The following is a 21,843-nucleotide window of genomic DNA, read 5'->3' as shown; positions in this document are numbered from 1 at the left end:
CCGACGGAGCCGGGGCTCCGGGAGCGGCTCAGTTGTGCGGTACGGGAACCACGCTGAGGTGGCCGGCGCTGCGCCGGCCGCGACGCGCCCCCGCTGCCGTATGCGCCGGACGGCGCGCCTGGCGCAGCACCAGTGTCAGCCGCGAGTAGCCCATGTCCTGAAGGGTCTTGGGGGTCTCCCCCACCACCCGGCAGTCGGTGTCCCAGCGCGGGTCGGGGTGCAGCAGCGGACGCACCGCGCCGTCGTGCTCCACGGCGTGCGGGCCGACCGCGCGGATCCAGTGGGGCAGCCCCTGCCGGTAGGCGGCCTCCATGATCGGGTCCTGGGCGATGTCGCGGCGGATGGACTGCAGCCCGTGGTCGTGGCCGTGCCGCTCCAGCGCCGCGGCGAAGTGCGCCAGCATCGGCAGGCACCAGCTGGACTCGTGCTCGCCGAGGATCGTGCCGGCGTCCGGGTGGAACAGCACGAACCGCAGGAAGTTGTCGCCCGGCATGGCCGTCGGATGCGGTGCGACCCCGCGGAAGAGCGTCTCGAACGCGGCATTGGCGAGGACGACGTCCCAGCGGTGGTCGAAGACGACGGACGGGAAGGGCACGGCTTCGAGGAGCATGGCGTAGTCCTGTAGATACGCCCGTGCTTCCGGACTGTCGGGGACGGGCCGCGGCTGCGACCGCTGCCCTCCTGCCTGAAACGCCATCGGGAGGTCACCCCTCTTGCCCTTGCGGCCTTCACGCGGCGCCTTGATCCTGCTGCCCCGGGTCGAGGCATGTCAACTATCGTGGCATTTGGCGCCGGTTGACGGCTGAATCTCGCCACAGTTGTGGCGAGACCTGGATGCGAGTTCGAGAGAACGGATACTCTCCGGATGGTTCCGGACGGCCCTGAGAAACGATCTGAGCGAGATGTGGGAGATCTGTCGGTGACGGATGGCTTCGAGGTTCCGGGCGCCACGGCGACGGGTCTGCTGCCGGCCGTCGTGGCCCGTGTCACCGCCCTCGCCGACCGGCTGGGCGTACCGCACGCGGAGGTCTTCGACGTCGCACGCCTCTCGGTCGAGTCCGGCGTCCCGGAGCCGGTGGTGAAGGCCCTGCTGAGCGGGGTGCCCGCCGGGGAGCCGGATCTGCAGGCGCGTTTCCTGCAGCGGCTCGATCTGCTGCGCCGCACCCGGCTCAAGCCGAACGGACGCAAGTACACCCAGCAGGAGATGGCCGACGGCGCGGGCATGTCGCGCCAGCAGGCGGGTGCCCTCATCAATGGTGACCGGCGCCCCACCATGGAGCACTGCGACGCCATCCAGCGCTTCTTCAGAGTGCACGCCGGGTTCCTCACGGCCGAGGACCCGGAGGCGCTCGCGAACGCCCTTCAGCGCTCCGAGCAGGAGCTCCTCCAGCGGCTCGCCGACCGCGAGCGCGAGGCGGCGGCCACCGCCGACGACCCGCTGGAGCGGCTGCTGCAGGACCACGGCGTCCGCGGTATCGCCTGGCGGGCAGCCCAGCTGCCCACCGACCAGCACCGCGACAAGGTCGCGGAATGGCTGGACATGCTCCTGGAGAGCGTCAAGCGGCCCGAGTCGTGATCCGGGGGAGGACCGTGGGCATCGGAAGGGACATGCGCCGCCTGTGCGGCGAGCTGGTCGCGGAGCTCTCGCTGTCGGCGCCGGCGGAGCCGGCCGACCTCTATGCCGCGCTGTGCGACGGCATGAGCAGGCGCCGAGGCCGTCCCGTCCGGTTCCGAACGGCCCCCTTCCCGCCCGGCACGGCGAGCGGCCTCTGGCTCGACATGGCCGACCAGGACCTCGTCGTCGTCGAGGAACGCACCGCCCCCGACCACCAGTTGGTGATCCTCGGCCACGAACTGTGGCACATGAACGCCGGGCACCGCGGCCACCATGTGGAGGGCGCGGCGGTCGCGGCGCGGCTGCTCAGCGACACCGCCGATCTGCAGGCGACGGTGCACCGGGTCGCCGCCCGTACTCACTTCGACCTCACCGACGAGAAGGAGGCCGAGAGCTTCGGTCTGCTGCTGGCCAGCAAGTGCCGTACCTGGCTGGCCGGTTCGTCGCTGCGCGGGCCCGTCAAGCGGGACGATCTGGCCGGCCGGATCGAGGCGTCGCTGGGCTACCGCGGGCCGCAGGGCTGAGGACGAACGCCTGCGCATGGACGGTTCCAGCTACTACATCCCGGCCGCCGCGATGGGCGTGGCGCTGGCCGTGAAGGCGCCCGCGCTGAGCCGTTCGTGGCGGGACCCGCTGCTGCGGGCGGTGTGCGCTCTGCTCGCGCTGGCCGGCCTGGTGTTCTTCTTCGCCGCGCCGCCGACCATCGGCAGGGTCAACGCCCTCACGGGCATCACCAACGTGTCGGCACCACTGGTGTACTGCCTGCTGAGCGCGTTCAGCGCGTCCTGTCTGGTGCTCGTCGTCAACTGGCGTGGCGGCCCTCCCGACGAGACCCGCCGCACCACCCGGCGGATCATCGCCGGGTACGGGATCGTGATCGTCGCCCTGATCACCCTGTTCACGCTCGGCAGCGCGCCGGTGGAGCGACTGATCGACTTCGACACGTACTACGCCCGCACGCCGTACATGCGCGAGATGATCGTGCTCTATCTGGCGGCACTCACCGTGGCGGGCGTCGCGATGGACTTCATGTGCGGGCGCTGGGCCCTCCAGGTGCGCGGCTGGCTGCGCGCCGGGCTGCTGATCATCGTGACCGGGTATCTGTTCAACCTGGCCTATCTGACGACTAAGTTCACCGCGGTCATCGCCCGCTGGAACGGCCACGACCTGGACTATCTGAGCAGCGACACGGCCCCCGTACTGGCCTCCGCCGGGGCGCAGATCAGCGCGGTGGGCTTCTTTCTCCCGCTGGCCTGCCAGCGCGTCGGGGACAGTTGGAACACCTGGTCGACGTACCGTCGGCTGGGGCCGCTGTGGCGGGAGCTGCGGCCGGTGTCCGCCCACGCGGACCGGGGCGTGCGGATCTCCTGGTGGTCGCCGGCCGAACTGCAGGTGACGCAGCGGGAGTCCGACATCCACGACGGGATGCTCGGCCTGTACCCCTACTTCGACTCCGAGGTGCGCTCCCGCGCCTACGCCGCCGCGCTCGCGGCGGGCTCCGACCCCGCCCAGGCGCAGGCCGAGGCCGACGCGGCGATGGTGGCGGTGGCGGTGCGGGCGAGAGCCGCCGATCCGGAGGGCAGGGTGATCAGTGCCGCGGGGGCGGAGACCGCCGCGGCCACACCCCCGGAGGGTCCCCGGGACCTCGTGCGGATGTCGATCGCCCTGCGTCACTCACCCGTCGTCGCGGCCGCCCGGGAGCCGGCCGGGACCAGGCCAGGAAGCGACTTCCATGACAGAACCCGCTAGCACCCCCTCGGGTGCGGCACCCCGTCGGGCCGTCGTCATCGGCGGCGGCATGGCCGGCATGCTGGCCGCCGCGGCGCTGAGCGCGTACGCCGACGTCACCGTCGTCGAGCGGGACGTGCTCCCCGACGGCCCCGAGCCGCGCAAGGGCCTTCCACAGGCCCGGCACGTGCATGTGATCTGGTCCGGGGGCGCCCGCGCCATGGAGGAGCTGCTGCCGGGGGTGACCGACGCGTGGCTGGCCGCGGGCGCCCGGCGGATCCCCCTGCCGACGGGGCTCGTGTCCATGCAGCCGCGGGGCTGGTTCCGGCGCTGGCCGGAGATGCAGTTCATGATCGCCTGCAGCCGTGATCTGCTCGACTGGGTGGTGCGTGAACGCGTCGTCAAGAGCGAGCGCGTCACCGTGCTCCAGCGCACCGAACTGCTGTCCCTGGAAGGCGACGCGTCGCGGGTGACGGGCGTGCGCATGCGGACCGCCGACGGCGGGGAGCGGGTTCTGCCGGCCGACCTGGTCGTCGACGCGGCGGGGCGTGGTTCGAGGGCCTCGGTCTGGCTGGAGGCCCTGGGCGTGCCGGAGGCACCGCTCGAGGAGGTCGACTCCGGGCTCACCTACTCCAGCCGGATCTTCCGGGCACCGTCAGGCACGGAGGAGTTCCCGCTGGTCAACGTGCAGTCGGACGCGACGGTGCCGGTCCCGGGGCGGACGACGACCATCGAGCCGATCGAGGGCGGGCGGTGGCTGGTGACGCTCTCTGGCACGCGCGGCGGTGAACCACCCGCCTCCGCGGAGGGGTTCGAGACGTTCGCTCGCGAGAGCGTGCGCCATCCGGTCGTGGGGGAACTGATCGCGCACGCGGAGCCGCTGTCGGATCCGGTCGTCACGCGCAGCACTGTCAACCGCCGGCGGTTCTACGAGAGGGTCAGGGGCTGGCCCGAGGGGTTCGTGGCGGTCGGCGATTCGGTGGCCACCTACAACCCGGTCTACGGGCACGGGCTGTCCGTGGCCGCGCTGGGCGCCCTGGCGCTGGGCGCCCTGGTGGCGAAGGAGGGGCTGCGGGCGCCCGGGCTGGCACGGCGGGCACAGCGGGCGGTGGCCCGTCCGGTGGCCACCGCCTGGGAGTTCGCCGTGAGCACGGACATCCACTACCCGGATGCGATCGGCAAGCCGCCGGGCCTCGCGAACAGGCTCCTCGGCGCGTACGTCAACCGGCTGATGCTGGCGGCGACCGGGCGCCCCCTGGTGGCCCGGGCGTTCTTCGACGTGGTCACCCTCTCGAAGCCGGTGAGCGAACTGCTGAGACCCGCCGTGGTGATCGCGGTGCTGCGCGGCCCACGCCGTCCCCTCCTGACGGCCCCTCCTCTGACCGGGGCCGAGCGGGAGGCCGTCACGGGCACAGCGGAGGGCCTGGAGGACGCGGGGGCGCGGGGAACGGGCGGCTGAGGACGGCCGCGTGCCGCGCCCACCTCTGCGCCGAGCGGGCGAAGCGGTCGGTGCGGCAACCCGATTGTCAGTGGTGGACGGCAAGCTGGGGGTGCGTCACCCGTGCGCGGAGAGCGTCCGCGTCCAGGGGGCGTACAGCGCACGTACCGCCGCGCGACACCCTGTCGCACGGCCGACCCGGGGAGAGCCGACGATGTCCACCGCCGTACTGACCGACCGTCAACGTGTCGCCGTGCAGGCGTATCTGCGCCTTCTGTACACCGTGCGGGCCGCGTTCGACGGCCCGTCGGACCCGCACCGGCCGCCCGTGGTCCCCACCGCAGCCCTGGCGGAGGCGGACCGGGCCCTGGCGGAGGCGGGGCTCGCGGGCACCGAGGAGGAGTTCTTCCGTCTGCTCGGCGGCTGGTGTCCCTGACGGCTCAGGGACGGGGGACGACGACGGCCGTCGCGGCCAGGCCCTTCCGCACGGTCCAGCGGCCGTCGAACACCTCGACGCGGAGGCCGTCGACGAGCGGGCCGGGGACCAGGAGCCGCGCCCGGAAGCCGCCGGAGAGGTCCGTGCCGGTGCCCGGGGCGATCTCTATGTCCGCCTCCAGGAAGTCGAGCCACTTCCCGGTCAGGGGGAACCACGCCTTGTAGACGGACTCCTTGGCGCTGAACAGCAGCCGGTCCCAGTGGACGTCCGGGTGGCTGCGGGCCAGGTCGCGCAGCCGGGTCTGTTCGGTGGGCAGGGCCACCGTGTCCAGGACGCCGTCCGGCAGCCGGTCGTGCGGTTCCGCGTCGATGCCGAGCGAGGCCAGGTCGCCGGCGCGGACCAGCGCGGCGGCGCAGTAGCCCTCGCAGTGCGTCATGCTGCCGACCAGCCCCTCCGGCCAGCGCGGCGCGCCACGCTCACCGGGCAGGACGGGCTGCGGCGGCACCCCGAGCTTCTCCATGGCCTGCCGCGCGCAGGCCCGCACGGCGGTGAACTCCCGGCGCCGCTTCTCGACGGCCCTCGCTATGACCGCCTCCTCCTCGGGGTAGAGGGGGACGCCGGTGCCGAGCGCGTCACGGCCGTGCGCCTCCACGACCGCGACCGACCCCGGGAGCAGCTCCTCGATCACCTGCTTGGACCTCCATCGGAAGAATGCGGCGGAGCCTTCCGGGCGGCTCCGGGCGCGGGCGCCATTCGCGGGGGTAGCCCACCGACACCTCTTCGAAGCGGACGCCCTCGTGGTGGGTGGTCCGCGGGATGTGCAGATGGCCGTAGACCATGCACGCGACCCGGAAGCGGTGGTGCCAGTCCGAGGTCAGCCGGGTGCCGCACCACATGGCGAACTCGGGGTAGCGCAGGATGTCGGTGGGGTGGCGGTCCAGCGGATAGTGGTTCACCAGCACCGTGGGCAGTTCGCCGGGGATCTCCCCAAGTCTGCGCTCGGTCTCGGCGACGCGGGCCCGGCACCACGCCTCGCGGCTGGGGTAGGGGTCGGGGTGCAGCAGGTACTCGTCGGTGCACACGATCCCGGTGCCGTGCGCGTACTCCAGCCCCTGCTCCTTGGTCGTGCAGCCCCGGGGCAGGAACGAGTAGTCGTAGAGCAGGAAGAGCGGCGCGACCGCCACGGGACCGCCCGGGCCCTCCCAGACCGGGTAGGGGTCCTCGGGCGTCGTCACGCCGAGGCTGCGGCAGACGGCGACCAGGTGCTCGTACCGTTCCACCCCGCGCAGGGTGACGGTGTCCTTCCGGTGGGTCCACAGCTCGTGGTTGCCGGGCGCCCAGATCACCTTGCGGAAGCGGCCGGCGAGCAGGCCCAGGGCCCAGCGGATGTCGGCGACGGTCTCGGCCACGTCACCCGCCACCAGGAGCCAGTCCGCGTCCGAGGTGGGGCGCATCCGTTCGACGAGGGCCCGGTTCTCGGCGTACCCGACGTGCAGGTCGCTGACGGCGAGCACCTGTCCACGGCCTTCCGTCGACTCCACTCTCGCCCCTTTCACGAACCGAATGGAGAACACAAGAGCACATCGGACCGCGGACGGACAAGGCCGACCCGCGTCCTGGGCCGGAGCGGCCGCGGAAACGCCCGGTACCGCGGTGCACACGCCCCGCAGGGCGGCCCTCGCCGTGCCACCGCGGACCCGGCCGAATCCGTAACACGCGCGTAGCAGTGGAAGCGTCCGGGAGGGCCTATGATCGCCCCAGCACATCCGCCACGGGCGTTCGCCCGCGTATGCGGTTCGGTGCACCTCCCTCTCCCCTGGCCGGGCTCGGCCTGCTCTGCCGTGCCCGCATACCGTGAAAGGCGGCCTGCATGGTCTCTCGCGTACGCGTCTGGCTCAACCGCACGTACGCGGAGAACGTGTTCTTCATGGATCAGCTGCGGAGAAATCCCAGTGACCGGGCCGTGGAGATCCATGCCACGCACGGCGACGCCGACTCCCCGGTCCTGGCCGCCGCCGACAGCGCCGACCTGGAGCCGGAGGGCCTGTCCCCGGCCGCGTACGTCGAATACGCACTCGACCAGTGCAAGCGCCGCGGCATCGATGTGTTCGTGCCCCGCCTGCAGCAGGAGGCGATCGTCGCGCACCGCGCCGAGTTCGAGGCGGCCGGTACGGCGCTGCTGGCGCCGTCCGCTGAGGCGGTGTCGGTCTTCCAGGACAAGGCGACGGCGTACCAGGCGGTGCAGTCGGCGGGGATCCCGGTGCCGCCGTGGTGGCGGGTCACCAATGAGGACGAACTCATCGCGGCCGTCGAGGAGTTGGAGGCCGGCGGGCACAGGGCCTGCTTCAAACCGGCGGCGGGCGCGGGCGGGGTGGGCTTCCGCGTCGTCACGCGCACCCCCTTCTCTCTGGTGCACCTCAACGGGTTCCCGGGTCCGTACGTTCCGCTGGACCTGGTCGTCCGGGCCGTGCGCGAGGCCGCCGAGCCCGTCGACTGGCTGGTGATGCCGCGCCTGGAACAGCCCGAGGTGTCGGTCGACTGCCTGACCGGGCCGGACAACCGGATCCGTATGGCGGTGGGACGCACCAAGAGCGGCCGGCGCCGCGGTTTCACGCTGCACGAGCGGTGGCTGGAGCCGGCCCGGCGGCTGGCGGAGGGTTTCGGGCTGCACCACCTCTCCAACATCCAGTTCCGGATGTACGGCGACGAGCCGGTGCTCCTGGACGTCAACACGCGCCCGGCGGGCGGACTGCACCAGCTGTCGCTGTGCGGCATCAACGCCCCGTGGGCGGCGGTGCAGTTGGCGCTCGGCGAGGACCCGGGCGAGATCGTGCCGCCCTTCCTGGGCACGGACTACACGGTGGTGTCGGGGCCGCGCCCGGTGCGGCCCGTGTCGCTGCCGCAGCCGCGTGTGGAGCCGGCGCAGGCTCCGGTGATGCCCGCGGTCCCGGTCGCCCCGGTGGAGGTCACCACAGTGCAGGCCCTGCCTCTGTAGTCCGCCCTCCCGTTCTCGACGCCCCCTCGGGCGCGTCCCGTCAGGGATCGCGCCCGCCCACCGGTATGGACCAATCCGTACGGAAGCCTTGACAGCGCGATTGGTCCATACCAACTTGGTTGCGCACCCTTCTGTACTCCCCTCACTCCCGAACCCCCCATTCCCTTCAGGGAGATCGCGTGCGCACACTTCTCAGACGTTCCAGACGTGCCCTCTTCGCCCTGGTCGGCTCCGCCGCCCTGGCCCTGTCCGGGGCCGTGGCCCTTCCCGGCACCGCCCACGCGGCCAACATCCTGTCCAACCCCGGCTTCGAGTCGGGCAGCCTGTCGCCCTGGTCCTGCACCGGCAATCTGGGCTCGGTCGTCTCCAGCCCGGTGCAGAGCGGCTCCAAGGCGCTTGCGGGCGCGGTGACTTCGAGCGACGACGCGCAGTGCAGCCAGACCGTCCCGGTCCAGCCGAACACCGCGTACACCCTCAGCGGCTGGGTCCGCGGCTCGTACGTCTACCTCGGTGTGGACGGCGGCGCCTCGACCTGGACGACCTCCCCGTCGGCGTACAGCAGGCTCTCCGTCCCCTTCACCACCGGCGCCTCCCAGACCAGCGCCACGATCTACGTCCACGGCTGGTACGCGCAGGGCACGTACTACGCCGACGACATCAGCCTGGACGGACCCGGTGGCGGCGGCGGCTCGGACACCCAGGCGCCGACCACGCCGGCCGCCCTGACCTCCACCGGCAAGACCTCCTCGAGCGTGTCGCTGTCGTGGTCGGCCTCCACGGACAACGTCGGGGTGACGGCGTACGACGTCTACAGCGGCTCCAACCAGGTGCTCAGCGTGTCGTCGACCAGCGCCACGGTCGGCGGCCTGTCCCCCAGCACCTCGTACACCTTCACGGTGAAGGCGCGCGACGCGGCCGGGAACGTCTCGGCGGCCTCCAACGCGGTGAGCGTCACGACGGACGCGGGCACCGGCGGGGGCACCGGCTTCAAGCAGGCCGCGCCCTACCTCTACCTCGGCTGGGGCGACCCGCCGAGCGCGACCTCCGTGATGAGCGCCACCGGCATCAAGTGGTACACGATGGCGTTCATGCTGGACTCCGGTGGCTGCAACCCCGCCTGGGACGGCAGCCGTCCGCTCACCGGCGGCACCGACCAGTCCGTCATCAACCAGATCCGCTCCGCGGGCGGTGACGTCGTCCCGTCGTTCGGCGGCTGGCAGGGCAGCAAGCTCGGCGCCAACTGCTCCTCCGCGAGCGCGCTCGCCGGAGCCCTGCAGAAGGTGATCGACGCCTACGGCCTCAAGGCGATCGACATGGACATCGAGAACTCGGACGAATTCGAGAACGAGGCCGTGCAGGCCAAGATCCTGACCGCGCTGAAGACCGTCAAGGCGAACAACCCGGGTCTGAAGACCATCGTCACCTTCGGCACCTCGACGACCGGCCCGACCTACTACGGCAACCGGCTGATCGAGCAGGCCCAGTCCCTGAACGCCGGCATCGACGTCTTCACCATCATGCCGTTCGACTTCGGGGGCGGCTCCGACATGTACGGCAACACGGTCAACGCCGCCGAGGGCCTGAAGACCAAGCTGAAGTCCACGTTCGGCTGGGACGACGCGACGGCCTACTCGCACATCGGCATCTCCGGGATGAACGGCCTCAGCGACCAGCAGGAGACCACGACCCCGGCGACCTGGACCCAGATCCGCGACTGGGCGAACTCCCACCACATCGCCCGGCTGGCCTTCTGGTCGGTCAACCGCGACCGGCCGTGCGCGGGCGGCGGCGTGGTGAGCAACTGCTCGGGCATCGACCAGAGCAACTGGCAGTTCACGTCCATCACCGCCGGGTTCACCGGCTGAGCGAGCGCACAGCTCAGGGCGCCCGGCCGAACGCGGCCGGGCGCCCCGACCTCGCGGCCGGGAGGGCAGGGGAGCACGGCCGGGAGGGCAGGGGAGCACCCCGGACGGGGGCGCCTACCCGAGGTATGCCAGGCCGGGGTGCACCGCGGTGTAACCGTCCACGAGGCGACGGGCCACGTGCACGGAGTCGACGAGCGGATGCAGCGCGAACGCCTTCACCGCCGTCGCCCGCGAGCCGGACTCCGCCGCGGAGAGCACCTCGCGCTCGACCGCCTTCACCGCGCACACCAGGCCGGCGGCGTGGCCGGGGAGCGGATCGACCGCCACCGGGTGCGCGCCGTTGGCGTCCACCAGGCACGGGACTTCGACGACGGCCTCCGCGTCCAGGACCCGGAGGCTGCCGCGGTTGCGCACATTGAGGATGAGGGTCGTGCGCTCGTCGCGGGCGATGGCGCGCATGAGGGCGAGGGCCACCTTCTCGTAGCCGCCGGAGAGGTCGTCGGCGTCGCGCTCACCGGCGCCCGCCGTACGGCGGTTCTCGGCCATGTACGTCGCCTCGCGTTCGGCCCGGGTGCGCTCCCAGGTCTCCAGGGCGAAGGCCCCGGGGCGCTTCACCTCCTCGTAGAACCGGGCCTGCTGGTCGCGCAGGAAGGCGCCGCGGGTCTTCCCGGCCTCGCGGTAGGCGCGCACCGTCTCGCGGGTGAAGTAGTAGTAGTGCAGGTACTCGTTCGGGATCGCGCCCAGGGACCGCAGCCACTCGGGTCCGAAGAGCCTGCCCTCCTCGAAGGAGCCCAGCAGCTCCGGATCGCCGAGCAGACGCGGGAGTTCGTCACGGCCCGCCACACGCAGCCCGCGCACCCAGCCGAGGTGGTTGAGGCCGGCGTAGTCGATCCACGCCTCCCGCGGGTCCGCGCCGAGCGCGCGGGCGATGCGGCGGCCGAGGCCGACCGGTGAGTCGCAGATGCCGATGACGCGGTCGCCCAGGTGGCGGGACATGGCCTCGGTGACGAGACCGGCCGGGTTGGTGAAGTTGATGACCCAGGCGTCGGGGGCCAGCCTCGCCACGCGGCGGGCGATGTCGACGGCGACGGGCACGGTCCGCAGGCCGTACGCGATACCGCCCGCGCCGACCGTCTCCTGGCCGAGGACGCCTTCGGCGAGCGCCACCCGCTCGTCGTTCGCACGCCCTTCCAGCCCCCCGACGCGGATCGCGGAGAACACGAAGTCGGCGCCGCGCAGGGCCTCGTCGAGATCGGTGGTGGCACTCACCACGGGCGCGTCCGGGACGGACGCCGCCTGTTCGGCCAGGACGCGGGTCACCGCGGACAGCCGCTCGGCGTCCAGGTCGTGCAGCACGACGCGGGTGACCCGGCCCTCCGCGCGGTCCCCGAGGAGCGCCCCGTACACGAGCGGCACCCGGAACCCGCCGCCACCCAGAATCGCCAGTTTCACGTCCGCGTCCTTCCCGCCACGCCCGCCTCGGCGCCCCTCGGCGCCCGCCCCCATCCTGCCCCGTCGGCGCACACGGACGTGATGCACGGCAGGGCACGCGGCCCCGTGTCCGGCCGGGGCGTCGGCGGCTGCCGCTGAACGGGTCCGGAACAGACCCGGAACGGAAGGGGAAACGGTGACCCGGGGCGCCGATGCGTGGTTCCATTCCAACTCCATCTTCATCGACGTGGCAGGTGCATGATGAAACGGCAACTCTTCGCTCTCGCCGCCGTGTCGGCGGCCTGCACCCTCGGTGCGGCGGCCTCGTCCGCGGCCGCCGAACCGGCCTGGCAGGAGACCGGCACGGCATACGTCGACTCGCTGAGCAGCGGGCAGGGGCTCGCCAGCCGCGCGGACGGCTCGCTGCTGTACCGAGGGCTGGCCTCCATCCCGCTGGAGCTGCGCCTCAAGGGGTGGAACCACGTCGGTGACCCCGACATCGCCCAAGGCCACGTCTTCGACGCCTACCAGGGCCCGGACACGGCGACGTCGAAGATGTTCGCGGTGACCACTCCGGCCGGCAAGCGCTACACGTACGAGCACCCACTCGACCCCGGGGAGAAGCTCAACAACTCCTTCGCCGCCGTCTCACCGGACGGGCAGTGGCTGGTGGGGGGCGAGTGGGGGGACCAGAACCGCCTCCAGGTCTTCCCCGCTCCCCTGCTGAACCCGTCCACCCCGCGCACGGGCGGCGCCCTGCCTCAGGCCGGGCAGATCACGCTCGACAAGACCGTGCGGGACATCCAGGGCTGCGACTTCGTCAACGACACCCGGCTGCTGTGCGCCTCCGACGACGGCTCCCGCACGCTCTTCCCGGAGGACCGGCCGCTGCTCCAGGTGGACCTGCCGCACGCGTTGGACGGCGGGCCGGTCACCGGGCGGGTGACGAGCCTGTTCGCGCTGCCCCAGCGCAGTGTGTGCACCGGGACGTTCGAGACGGAGGGCGTCGACTACGACGCGGCGCGCGGGACGCTCCGCGCCGAGGTGGTCCAGCCGGGCGTGTGCCAGATCGCGACCACCGTCTACACCTACCGCCAGCAGTAGCGGATCAGACGGAGAACCACGGCAGCCTCCACGGGACGGCGGCGGGCTTCCCGCCGCCGTCGGTCTCGATCGCGCGTCGGCGGTCACCCCGCCGGCACCCCGCCGGCTCACCGACGACGCCCCGCCCTTCCATATCCCTCTCACCGGTGAGGACCCGCCGCGGGGCGCTCGTGATACTGGAACGGCCCGTGCCCCGAGGAGCCGCCGATGTCCGCCCACCGCTGGATCACGCCGGTCACCGACCGCCTCCGCTCGGCCAGTCCCTATGCCGTCGACACGGCGCTCACCACGCTGGTCCTCTTCGCGGTGTCACTGCAGTGGCTGTTCCCCGACGACGGCGACGACCGTCTGACCTGGCAGGGATGGCTCCTCGGGGCCGCCACGGCGGTGCCGCTGGTATGGCGGCGGCGGGCGCCGTTCGCGACCGCGTGCACGGTGTCGACGGCCACCCCCGCGATGGCGATGTACCACGCTCCGCCGCCGGACGTCGTCTACGGCGGTCTGGTCGTCCTCTACACGGTGGCCGCCCTGAGCCCCGCCTGGCAGCGGCGCCTGATGCTGGCCGGCTGGCTGATCGGGGTGACGGTGACCACCCATCACAAGGAGCACGCCCGCCCCTTCGAGTACGCCTTCCACCTGCTGACGGTGGTGTGTGCCTACGGCTTCGGCACGCTCGCCCGGGTGCAGCGCGACTACACCGCCGCCCTGGAGGACCGGGCCGGCCGGCTGGAGCGGGAGCGGGAGGCCGACACCGCGCGGGCCATCGCCCAGGAGCGGGCCCGCATCGCGCGGGACATGCACGACATCCTCGCGCACGCGGTGAGCCTGATGGTGGTGCAGGCCGAGGCCGGCCCGGTCGTGGTACGCAGTGATCCGGCCCGCGCCGAGGCCGCGTTCGACGCGATCGCGACGGCCGGACGGGACGCGATGGCACAGTTGCGCCGGATCCTCGGCGTCCTCAAGGAGGACCAGGGCAGGGGTGCTTCGCGGCCCGCCCCGCAGCCCGGCATGGCCTCACTGCCCGTGCTGGTCCGGCAGGTCACCGAATCCGGCGGCCTGCACGTCGAGTTGACCGCGACGGGTCGTCCGCGCTCCCTGCCACCGGACGCCGAGGTCGCCGCCTATCGTGTCGTCCAGGAGGCGCTCACCAACACGGTGAAGCACGCCCGGGCCTCCTGTGCGACCGTGGAACTCGACTGGGGGGAGAACGAGTTGACACTGATGGTCACCGACGACGGGAGGGGCCCGGCCGGTCAGGGCGGCGGGCACGGGCTGATCGGCATCCGGGAGCGGGCCGCCGCGTGCGGGGGCAGCGCGCGGACGGGACCCGGGCCGGACGGCGGCTTCCGGGTCGTCGTGCGCCTCCCGGCCGCCGTCCACCACGAGGCGGCTCCGGGGTGAGCATCCGGGTGATCGTCGCCGACGATCAGGAACTGGTCCGCAGCGGCTTCAGCATGATCCTGGAGGCGCAGCAGGACATCGAGGTGGTCGCGGAGGCCGGGGACGGCGCCGAGGCGGTCGCCGCCGTGCGGCGGCACGCGCCCGACGTGCTGCTGCTGGACATCCGCATGCCGGTGATGGACGGCCTGCAGGCGGCCCGGCAGGTGTGCGCGCAGTCCGGCTGCAAGGTGGTCATGCTGACCACGTTCGACCTCGACGAGTATGTGTACGAGGCCCTGTACGCGGGCGCCAGCGGCTTCCTGCTGAAGGACGTACGCCGTGACGACCTCGTGCACGCGGTGCGTGTGGTGGCCGCCGGCGACTCGCTGCTCGCCCCGGCGGTGACGCGCCGGCTGGTCGCGGACGTCGTGCGGCGCCGCCGGGAGGAGGCGGCCGCGGAGGTCACCCCCGAGCGGCTGGACGTGCTGACCGCTCGCGAGGTCGAGACCCTGCGGCTGCTCGCCCGCGGCCTGACCAACGCCGAGATCGCCACGACCCTGTTCGTGAGCGAACACACCGTCAAAACCCATGTCAGCAACGTGCTGGGCAAGCTCGGTCTCAGGGACCGGGTGCAGGCGGTGATCTGCGCCTACGAGACGGGTCTGGTGACGCCGGGCTCCCCCTGAGGAGGGAGGCGGGCCCACGGTCTCCCTCACGGGAGCGAGTCGTGGATACCGCTCCCTCCGGCGATCCGCCGGCACCCCTTCCCGCACGAGTCTGAGGGCGATGTCCACGCAACGACTCGCCGGGAGGGACCGTGCTCGCCACACTCGCCCGGGCGGCGACCCGCCGTCCGCTGACCGTCATCCTCGCCTGGGTGCTCTTCCTGCTGCTCGGTTTCGGGCTCGGGACGGGCGTCTTCGGGCGGCTCTCCGACGACGTGCCCGACGTGCCGGGCACCGAGTCGGAACGGGCCGCGCAGTACCTCGACCGGATCGACCCGGCCGGCGAGTCGTTCACCGGCGTCGTCGCGGGTGTCCCGGTCACCGGGGCCGGGCTGCGCGCCCAGGTCGAGCGGGCCGTCGCCGACGTCCGGACCATCGCCGGGGTCGCCGCGGTACCGGACCCCTACACCACCCGCGGTCTGACCGCACGCGACGGACGGGCGCTGATCATCCCCGTCACCCTGAAGGGCGGCCTCGACGACGACGCCGAGGAAAGGGCGGTGGACGCCGCCGCCGCCCGCATCAAGCAGGTCGACGCGCCGGACGTGCATGTCAGCGGCGGTCCGCTGCTGGGCAGGCAGTTGGGCGAGCGCGCCCAGGAGGACGTGCGGAACGCCGAGTTGATCTCGCTGCCGCTCGTTCTCGCCCTGCTGCTGGTGGTGTTCGGCGGGCTGCGCGCGGCCGGGCTTCCGCTGCTGATCGCGGTCAGCGGGATCGCGGGGGCGTTCCTGGCGCTGTTCGCCTTCAGTCAGGTCACCGGCATCTCCGTCTACGCCATCCAGGTGACCACCATGCTGGGACTCGGACTCGCCGTGGACTACGCCCTGTTGATGCTGGTCCGCTTCCGCGAGGAGCGCCGCCGCACCGAGGACGTCGTGGAGGCCGTGCACCGGACGGTCGCGCAGGCCGGACGGACCGTGCTGTTCTCCGGGCTGACCGTGGCGGTGAGCCTGACCGGTCTGCTGGTCTTCCCCAGCACGTTCCTGCGCAGCATGGGCCTGGCGGTGGCCGCGGTGGTGGTGGTCGACATGCTGGCCGCGATCACCCTGCTGCCGGCGCTGCTCACCCGGTTCGGTGCCAGGATCGCTCCGGCGCGGCCCGGACGACAGCGCGAGGAGGGCCGGTTCTTCGCCCGGGTGGCCCGCTTCGCGGCCCGGCGCCGCATCGCCGTGGCGGCGGCGGTCGTTCCCGTGCTGCTCGTCCTCGCGCTGCCCGTCACCGGCATGAGGATCGGCATCGGCGACGCCACGCAACTGCCCCGGAGCACCGAGGCGCGGCAGCTGTACGACACGGTGGACGCGCACTTCCCGGCGGGTACGGGGGTCTCGCCGGTGACCGTGGTCCTCGAACCGGGCACGGACCCGGCGACGGGCGACCGGATCCGGGCCCTGGCCCCGGGCGCCCGCACCCGCCTGCTCCCGGGCGGCACCACCGTGCTGGAGTTGCCCCCGGCCGGGAGCGTGGACGGCGTGGCGGCGACCGGCCTGGTGCGGAAGGTACGGGAGGTACGCGGCACCGAGCCGGTGCGGGTCACCGGAGTGGCGGCCCGCCTGGTCGACTTCCGCGCCATGCTCGCCGACCGGGCACCCTGGGCGGCTGTGACCGTACTGGCGGGCATCGTCGTGCTGCTGTTCGCGTTCACCGGCTCGGTGCTGATACCGCTGCGGACCATCGCGACGACGCTGCTCAGTCTGGGCGCGGCGCTCGGCGTGGTGGTGTGGGTCTTCCAGGACGGCCATCTGGCGGGTGTGCTGGGCGCCGAGGGTCTGGGCGCGTTGAGCCTGACGGCGCCGCCGCTGATCATCGCGATCGCCTTCGGACTCGCCATGGACTACGAGCTGTTCATCCTCGGCCGGATGCGGGAGGCCCGGCGGCTGACCGGTGACGACCAGGAGGCCGTGGTCAGCGGCCTGCGCCGGTCGGGCCGCGTGGTGACCTGCGCCGCCCTGCTGCTCGCCGTCGTCTTCGGCGCCTTCATGACCGGCGGCTTCTCCCCCATCCTGCAGATCGGCCTCGGTCTGACCCTCGCGGTGCTGATCGACGCCACCGTCGTACGGATGCTGCTCGTCCCGGCGACGATGGCGCTGCTGGGGCGGCGGGCCTGGTGGGCGCCGCGGGTCCTGAGCCGGGCGCACGAACGGTTCGGGCCGCGGGAGGAGGAGACGCGTCCGGTGACTCCCGTGACGGCCCGGGTCGCCGGCTCCTGACCACCGGCCGACGCGGTCCGTCGCCGCCGAGGGGCGGGGAGGGACCGCGTCGGCCACGGCCGGAGCCCATCGGGGCGGACCCCGCGGCGGAAGCGCTCTCCGGCGGCACACGCCACGTCTCCGCCTTCAGCGCCTGAACTCCCGTACCGCGCAGGGACTTTCTCGGCTTTACCTCTTGACGGTTGAAGTATCGGAGAGCACATTGGCCGCGCGGCCTGAGAGCGCTCTCACGACACCTCGCGCACCGTTGTGGCTCTCATGTGCGCCCGCACACCCCCACTCCGTACCCGAAGAGGCAGCCCATGAAGGACACTTCCGGCACACCCGTGAGACGCCGCCCCCTCAGGCGCGTACTCGTCGCCGTGCTCGGCACGATGGGGCTGGCCGTTGCCGCCGCCACGGCCCTCACCCCGCCCGCGAACGCCTCCGCCCCCACTCCCCCGGCCGGCTGGACCCAGGTCTTCCTCGACGACTTCGACGGGGCGGCGGGCTCCGGCGTCAACACGGCCGACTGGCAGTACGACACCGGGACCAGCTATCCGGGCGGCGCCGCCAACTGGGGTACCGGCGAGGTCGAGACGATGACCTCCAGCACCGGCAACGTGTCGCTGGACGGCAACGGCAACCTCCTCATCACCCCGCGCCGGGACGCGTCGGGCAACTGGACCTCGGGCCGCATCGAGACCAACCGGACCGACTTCCAGCCCCCGGCCGGCGGCACGCTGCGCGTCCAGGCCCGGATCCAGATGCCGAACGTCACCGGTGCCGCCGCCAAGGGCTACTGGCCGGCGTTCTGGATGCTGGGCGCGCCGTTCCGGGGCAACTACCAGAACTGGCCGAGCGTCGGCGAACTGGACATCATGGAGAACGTCCAGGGCCTGAACACCGACTGGGCCACGATGCACTGCGGCACCAACCCGGGCGGCCCCTGCAACGAGACGTCGGGCATCGGCGGTTCGACGTCCTGCAGCGGGACGACCTGCCAGGCCGGCTTCCACACCTACGCGATGGAGTGGGACCGCTCGACGAGCCCCGAGGAGATCCGGTTCTACCTCGACGGCGTCAACTTCCACACGGTGAGGGCCAACCAGGTCGACGCGACGACCTGGGCCAACGCCACCAGCCACGGCTTCTTCATCATCCTGAACGTGGCGATGGGCGGCGGCTTCCCCGGGGCCTTCGGCGGCGGACCGGACAGCGGCACGGAGCCCGGCCACCCGATGGTGGTCGACTATGTGCAGGTGCTCCAGTCCTCGGGCGGTGGGAGCGGTACCACGCCGCCGCCGTCGGGCAACCGCGACGCGTACAGCGCGATCCAGGCCGAGTCGTACGACGCCCAGTCCGGCGTGGTGGCCGAGACGACCACGGACACCGGCGGCGGCCAGGACATCGGCTTCCTGGCGAACGGCGACTGGGCCCTCTACAAGGGGGTCGACTTCGGCTCCACCGCGGCCACCCAGTTCAACGCGCGGGTCGCGAGCGGTGCGGCGAACGGCGTGAGCGGACTGGTCGAGGTACGTCTGGACAGCCGCTCGAACGCACCCGTCGGCAGTTTCGCGCTGGCCAATACGGGCGGCTGGCAGAGCTGGCGGACGGTCCCGACGAACATCACCTCCGTCACCGGCACCCATGACGTGTACCTCACCTTCACCAGCGGCCAGCCGGCCGACTTCGTGAACGTGAACTGGTTCGGCTTCGGCCACTGACGGTCAGCGCCGAGGGGGTGGGTCCCGGTACCGGGGCCCACCCCCTTTTCCCTTGCCTCCGCCCGGACTTCCTCACCTCAGTTCCGCCCGGAAGGCCGCCGGTGTCGTGTCCGTGTGCTGATGAAAGAACTTGGAGAAGTTCGCCGGGTCGGGGAAGCCGACGGCGGCGCCGACCCGGCCGATCGGCAGGTCCGTGTGGGCGAGCAGCCGCTTGGCCTCCAGGATCACGCGCTTGTCGATGAAGCCCTTGGGCGTCTCACCGGTGGCGGCGCGGACGGCGCGGACCAGGGTGCGGCGGGAGTAGCCGAGCGCGTCGGCGTACGCGCTGACGCTGTGGTTGGTGGCGAAGTCCTGCTCGACCGCGTCCCGGAAGCGGGTGAAGGCGGTGTCGGACCGCAGGCGGGCCGCCTCGGCGGAACTCGCCGCGAGATGCGCGAGGCGCAACAGGAACGCGGTGAGGGAGTGGCGCAGCACCGCCGTGTGCGGGCCCAGCGGCAGGGTGGCGGTGTCCTCGTACTCGCGTTGGAGCTGGGCGAGCGATGCCCGCAGTCCCGCGAGCTGGTCCGGTCCGGGACGCAGCAGGGGCGGCAGGTCGTAGCGGTACAGACCGGTGGCCTCGACCGTGGAGCGCGGCAGGAAACCGGGCTGCATGGTCAGGAGGGTTCCGCGGTACTCACTCCCCCGGGAGAAGCGGTGGACCTGTCCGGGGCGGATCCACAGCAGGTCGCCGTCGGCCGCCTCGTACTCGGCGAAGTCCACCATGTGTGTCACGGGGCCGCCGGTGAAGAGCATCACCACGTGGAAGTCGATGCGGTGGACGCGGCCGGGCGGTGCGGCCGGCTGCCAGGCGCTCCCGGGCTCCATGGGGCCCACCTGCATACCGACGCCGCAGACGCTCAGATCGACGGGGAAGGGGTACGTCCTGATCCCGTCGCCGTCTTGCCTGGTTTCGTCCGCCATGTCCTTCTCGCGCCGCCCTCGGTGCCGCCACCCCTGTCCCACTTTCACCGAAGGCTGACACAGGGGCACCTTCCCCGGCAAAAGTCAGACTTTTAGTTTTGAAGCCGTTCTGCCAGCGATCCCCATCCAGTGAGGACTTCTTGAAGATGAGTGCGCAGAGCACAGACGGGCTCGAATGGACCGATCTCGACCGCCGCGCCGTGGACACGGCCCGTATTCTCGCGGCCGACGCGGTGCAGAAGGTGGGCAACGGCCACCCGGGCACCGCCATGAGCCTGGCTCCAGCCGCGTACACGATCTTTCAAAAGGTGATGCGACATGATCCCGCCGACCCTGAATGGATCGGGCGTGACCGTTTCGTCCTCTCCCCCGGCCACACCTCGCTGACCCTGTACACCCAGCTCTTCCTCGCAGGCTACGAACTGGAGCTGGACGACCTCAAGGCGTTCCGCACCCACGGGTCGAAGACGCCCGGCCACCCCGAGTACGGCCATACCGCCGGGGTCGAGACCACCACGGGTCCGCTGGGCCAGGGCGTCGCCAACGCGGTGGGCATGGCCATGGCCGCCCGCTACGAGCGCGGCCTGTTCGATCCCGGCGCCCCGGAGGGCACCTCCCCCTTCGACCACACGATCTGGGCGATCGTCTCCGACGGCGACCTGGAGGAGGGCATCTCCGCCGAGGCGTCCTCCCTCGCCGGCCACCAGAAGCTCGGCAATCTGGTCTTCCTCTACGACGACAACCACATCTCCATCGAGGGCGACACGGCGACGGCCTTCTCCGAGGACGTGCTGAAGCGGTACGAGGCCTACGGCTGGCACGTCCAGCGCGTCGAGCCCGCGGAGAACCAGGACATCGACGTGCGTGCGCTGTACACGGCGCTCAGGGCGGCGCAGGCGGAGACCGGGCGGCCCTCGATCATCGCGATGCGCACGATCATCGCCTGGCCCGCCCCGAACGCGCGGAACACCGAGGCCGCGCACGGCTCGGCCCTGGGCGAGGAGGAGGTCGCGGCCACCAAGCGCCTCCTCGGCTTCGACCCGGACGGGACCTTCGAGGTCGCCGACGAGGTCCTCGCCCACACCCGCCGGGCCCTGGACCGCGGCGCCGAGGCACACGCCGCCTGGGACAAGCGGATCGCACAGTGGCGCGGGGCCCGGCCGGAGCGCGCGAAGCTGTTCGACCGGATCGTGGCCGGCAGGCTGCCCGAGGGCTGGGAGCGGGCGCTTCCGGTCTTCGAGGCGGGCAAGGGCGTCGCCACGCGGGCCGCGTCGGGCAAGGTGCTGCAGGCGCTGGGCGCGGTCATCCCCGAGCTGTGGGGCGGCTCGGCGGACCTGGCCGGCTCGAACAACACCACCATCGACAAGACCAGCTCCTTCCTGCCCGGGGGCAACCCGCTGCCGGAGGCCGACCCCTACGGCCGCACCATCCACTTCGGCATCCGCGAGCACGCCATGGCCGCGGAGATGAACGGCATCGCCCTGCATGGCAACACCCGCGTCTACGGCGGCACCTTCCTCGTGTTCTCCGACTACATGCGCAACGCCGTCCGCCTGTCCGCACTGATGCAGCTGCCGGTGACGTACGTGTGGACCCACGACTCCATCGGCCTGGGCGAGGACGGCCCCACCCACCAGCCCGTCGAGCACCTCGCCTCGCTGCGCGCCGTCCCCGGCCTGAACATCGTCCGCCCCGCCGACGCCAACGAGACCGCCATCGCCTGGGCCGAGATCCTCAAGCGGCACTCCACGAACCCGGCTCCGCACGGTCTGGCGCTGACCCGCCAGGGCGTGCCCGTGTACGCGCCCAACCCCGAGGCGGCGAAGGGCGGTTACATCCTCCAGGAGTCCTCCACCGGGATCCCGGACGTCATCCTCATCGCCACCGGCTCCGAGGTGCGGCTCGCCGTCGCCGCGCGCGAACTGCTGGAGGCCGGGGGCGTGGGCACCCGGGTGGTGTCGATGCCGTCCGTGGAGTGGTTCGAGGAGCAGCCCGCCGACTACCGCGAGCGTGTCCTGCCGCCGTCGGTGACGGCGCGTGTGGCGGTCGAGGCCGGCATCGCGCTCACCTGGTACCGCTACGTCGGCGACAGGGGACGCATCGTCTCCCTGGAGCACTTCGGCGCCTCCGCCGACGCCGAGACCCTGTTCGCCGAGTACGGCTTCACCCCCGAGAACGTGGCCGCCGCCGCCCGGGCCGTGCTCGGCTCCCCCACCGACCTCGCCGCCGTCCGCGGTTGATCCGGTACCCGGA

18 protein-coding genes are annotated in these 21,843 nt (G+C 72.2%); 13 read left to right on the top strand and 5 right to left on the bottom strand.

Annotated elements, in window-relative coordinates; translation table 11 throughout:
- Positions 1-28: 28 nt before the first annotated feature.
- Positions 29-697: an MmyB family transcriptional regulator gene (locus tag ACZ79I_RS35600; protein ID WP_471503224.1), complete on the bottom strand. Its 669-nt coding sequence runs from the start codon at positions 695-697 to the stop codon at positions 29-31.
- Between the two features lie 222 nt (positions 698-919).
- On the opposite strand from ACZ79I_RS35600, the gene ACZ79I_RS35595 reads away from it, so the two are divergent.
- The 5 genes from ACZ79I_RS35595 to ACZ79I_RS35575 all read left to right on the top strand — a co-directional run bounded on the left by ACZ79I_RS35595 (position 920) and on the right by ACZ79I_RS35575 (position 5,217).
- A complete protein-coding gene (locus ACZ79I_RS35595) occupies positions 920-1,576 on the top strand; it encodes a helix-turn-helix domain-containing protein (protein WP_381084893.1) in 657 nt (218 codons plus the stop codon).
- 32 nt (positions 1,577-1,608) lie between these two features.
- The gene (locus ACZ79I_RS35590; protein WP_471505423.1) at positions 1,609-2,139 is read left to right on the top strand and encodes a toxin-antitoxin system, toxin component; all 531 of its coding nucleotides are present in this window, start codon (positions 1,609-1,611) and stop codon (positions 2,137-2,139) included.
- Between the two features lie 16 nt (positions 2,140-2,155).
- Positions 2,156-3,364 carry an MAB_1171c family putative transporter gene (locus ACZ79I_RS35585; protein WP_471503222.1) on the top strand — a complete coding sequence of 403 codons (1,209 nt, stop codon included), beginning with the start codon at positions 2,156-2,158 and terminating at the stop codon, positions 3,362-3,364.
- A complete protein-coding gene (locus ACZ79I_RS35580; RefSeq protein ID WP_471503220.1) occupies positions 3,348-4,802 on the top strand; it encodes an NAD(P)/FAD-dependent oxidoreductase in 1,455 nt (484 codons plus the stop codon). The genes ACZ79I_RS35585 and ACZ79I_RS35580 overlap by 17 nt, the downstream gene beginning before the upstream one ends.
- 193 nt (positions 4,803-4,995) lie before the next feature.
- The gene (locus ACZ79I_RS35575) at positions 4,996-5,217 is read left to right on the top strand and encodes a hypothetical protein (RefSeq protein ID WP_381084884.1); all 222 of its coding nucleotides are present in this window, start codon (positions 4,996-4,998) and stop codon (positions 5,215-5,217) included.
- 4 nt (positions 5,218-5,221) lie between these two features.
- Here ACZ79I_RS35575 and ACZ79I_RS35570 read toward each other — a convergent pair whose 3' ends face one another.
- Positions 5,222-5,905, bottom strand: coding sequence for a 4'-phosphopantetheinyl transferase family protein (locus tag ACZ79I_RS35570; RefSeq protein WP_471503218.1), 684 nt, complete (start codon positions 5,903-5,905; stop codon positions 5,222-5,224).
- A complete protein-coding gene (locus ACZ79I_RS35565) occupies positions 5,850-6,758 on the bottom strand; it encodes a metallophosphoesterase family protein (protein WP_471503216.1) in 909 nt (302 codons plus the stop codon). Before ACZ79I_RS35565 ends, ACZ79I_RS35570 begins: the two co-directional genes overlap by 56 nt.
- A gap of 329 nt (positions 6,759-7,087) precedes the next feature.
- Between ACZ79I_RS35565 and ACZ79I_RS35560 the strand changes: the two genes are divergently transcribed.
- Together ACZ79I_RS35560 and ACZ79I_RS35555 are read left to right on the top strand one after the other, a co-directional pair.
- Positions 7,088-8,212: an ATP-grasp domain-containing protein gene (locus ACZ79I_RS35560; RefSeq protein ID WP_471503214.1), complete on the top strand. Its 1,125-nt coding sequence runs from the start codon at positions 7,088-7,090 to the stop codon at positions 8,210-8,212.
- A gap of 179 nt (positions 8,213-8,391) precedes the next feature.
- Positions 8,392-10,077 (top strand): carbohydrate binding domain-containing protein, encoded by a 1,686-nt coding sequence (locus ACZ79I_RS35555; RefSeq protein WP_471503212.1) that lies wholly within the window; start codon positions 8,392-8,394, stop codon positions 10,075-10,077.
- Positions 10,078-10,191: 114 nt separating this feature from the next.
- Here ACZ79I_RS35555 and ACZ79I_RS35550 read toward each other — a convergent pair whose 3' ends face one another.
- The gene (locus tag ACZ79I_RS35550; RefSeq protein ID WP_471503210.1) at positions 10,192-11,529 is read right to left on the bottom strand and encodes a 6-phospho-beta-glucosidase; all 1,338 of its coding nucleotides are present in this window, start codon (positions 11,527-11,529) and stop codon (positions 10,192-10,194) included.
- Between the two features lie 240 nt (positions 11,530-11,769).
- Between ACZ79I_RS35550 and ACZ79I_RS35545 the strand changes: the two genes are divergently transcribed.
- The 5 genes from ACZ79I_RS35545 (at position 11,770) to ACZ79I_RS35525 (ending at position 18,630) form a co-directional block, all read left to right on the top strand.
- Positions 11,770-12,612, top strand: coding sequence for a hypothetical protein (locus ACZ79I_RS35545; RefSeq protein WP_471505420.1), 843 nt, complete (start codon positions 11,770-11,772; stop codon positions 12,610-12,612).
- Between the two features lie 207 nt (positions 12,613-12,819).
- Positions 12,820-14,013 carry a sensor histidine kinase gene (locus ACZ79I_RS35540; protein WP_471503208.1) on the top strand — a complete coding sequence of 398 codons (1,194 nt, stop codon included), beginning with the start codon at positions 12,820-12,822 and terminating at the stop codon, positions 14,011-14,013.
- Positions 14,010-14,678, top strand: coding sequence for a response regulator transcription factor (locus tag ACZ79I_RS35535; RefSeq protein ID WP_471503206.1), 669 nt, complete (start codon positions 14,010-14,012; stop codon positions 14,676-14,678). Before ACZ79I_RS35540 ends, ACZ79I_RS35535 begins: the two co-directional genes overlap by 4 nt.
- 131 nt (positions 14,679-14,809) lie before the next feature.
- Positions 14,810-16,924 carry an MMPL family transporter gene (locus ACZ79I_RS35530; RefSeq protein WP_471503204.1) on the top strand — a complete coding sequence of 705 codons (2,115 nt, stop codon included), beginning with the start codon at positions 14,810-14,812 and terminating at the stop codon, positions 16,922-16,924.
- A 302-nt stretch (positions 16,925-17,226) separates the two neighbouring features.
- Complete coding sequence (locus ACZ79I_RS35525; RefSeq protein ID WP_471503202.1) at positions 17,227-18,630, top strand: glycoside hydrolase family 16 protein; 1,404 nt, start codon at positions 17,227-17,229, stop codon at positions 18,628-18,630.
- Positions 18,631-18,702: 72 nt separating this feature from the next.
- On the opposite strand, the gene ACZ79I_RS35520 is transcribed toward ACZ79I_RS35525, so the two are convergent.
- Entirely contained in the window at positions 18,703-19,590 is an 888-nt protein-coding gene (locus tag ACZ79I_RS35520; RefSeq protein WP_471503200.1) for a helix-turn-helix domain-containing protein, read from the bottom strand.
- Positions 19,591-19,736: 146 nt separating this feature from the next.
- Here ACZ79I_RS35520 and tkt point away from each other — a divergent pair, with 146 nt between their 5' ends.
- Positions 19,737-21,830 (top strand): transketolase, encoded by a 2,094-nt coding sequence (tkt, locus tag ACZ79I_RS35515; protein WP_471503198.1) that lies wholly within the window; start codon positions 19,737-19,739, stop codon positions 21,828-21,830.
- The last annotated feature ends 13 nt before the right edge of the window (positions 21,831-21,843 follow it).

Source organism: Streptomyces sp. PSU-S4-23 (genome assembly GCF_055632315.1).
Note: the sequence above shows the minus strand (reverse complement) of the source record. Positions and strands in the feature narration are given on the sequence as shown.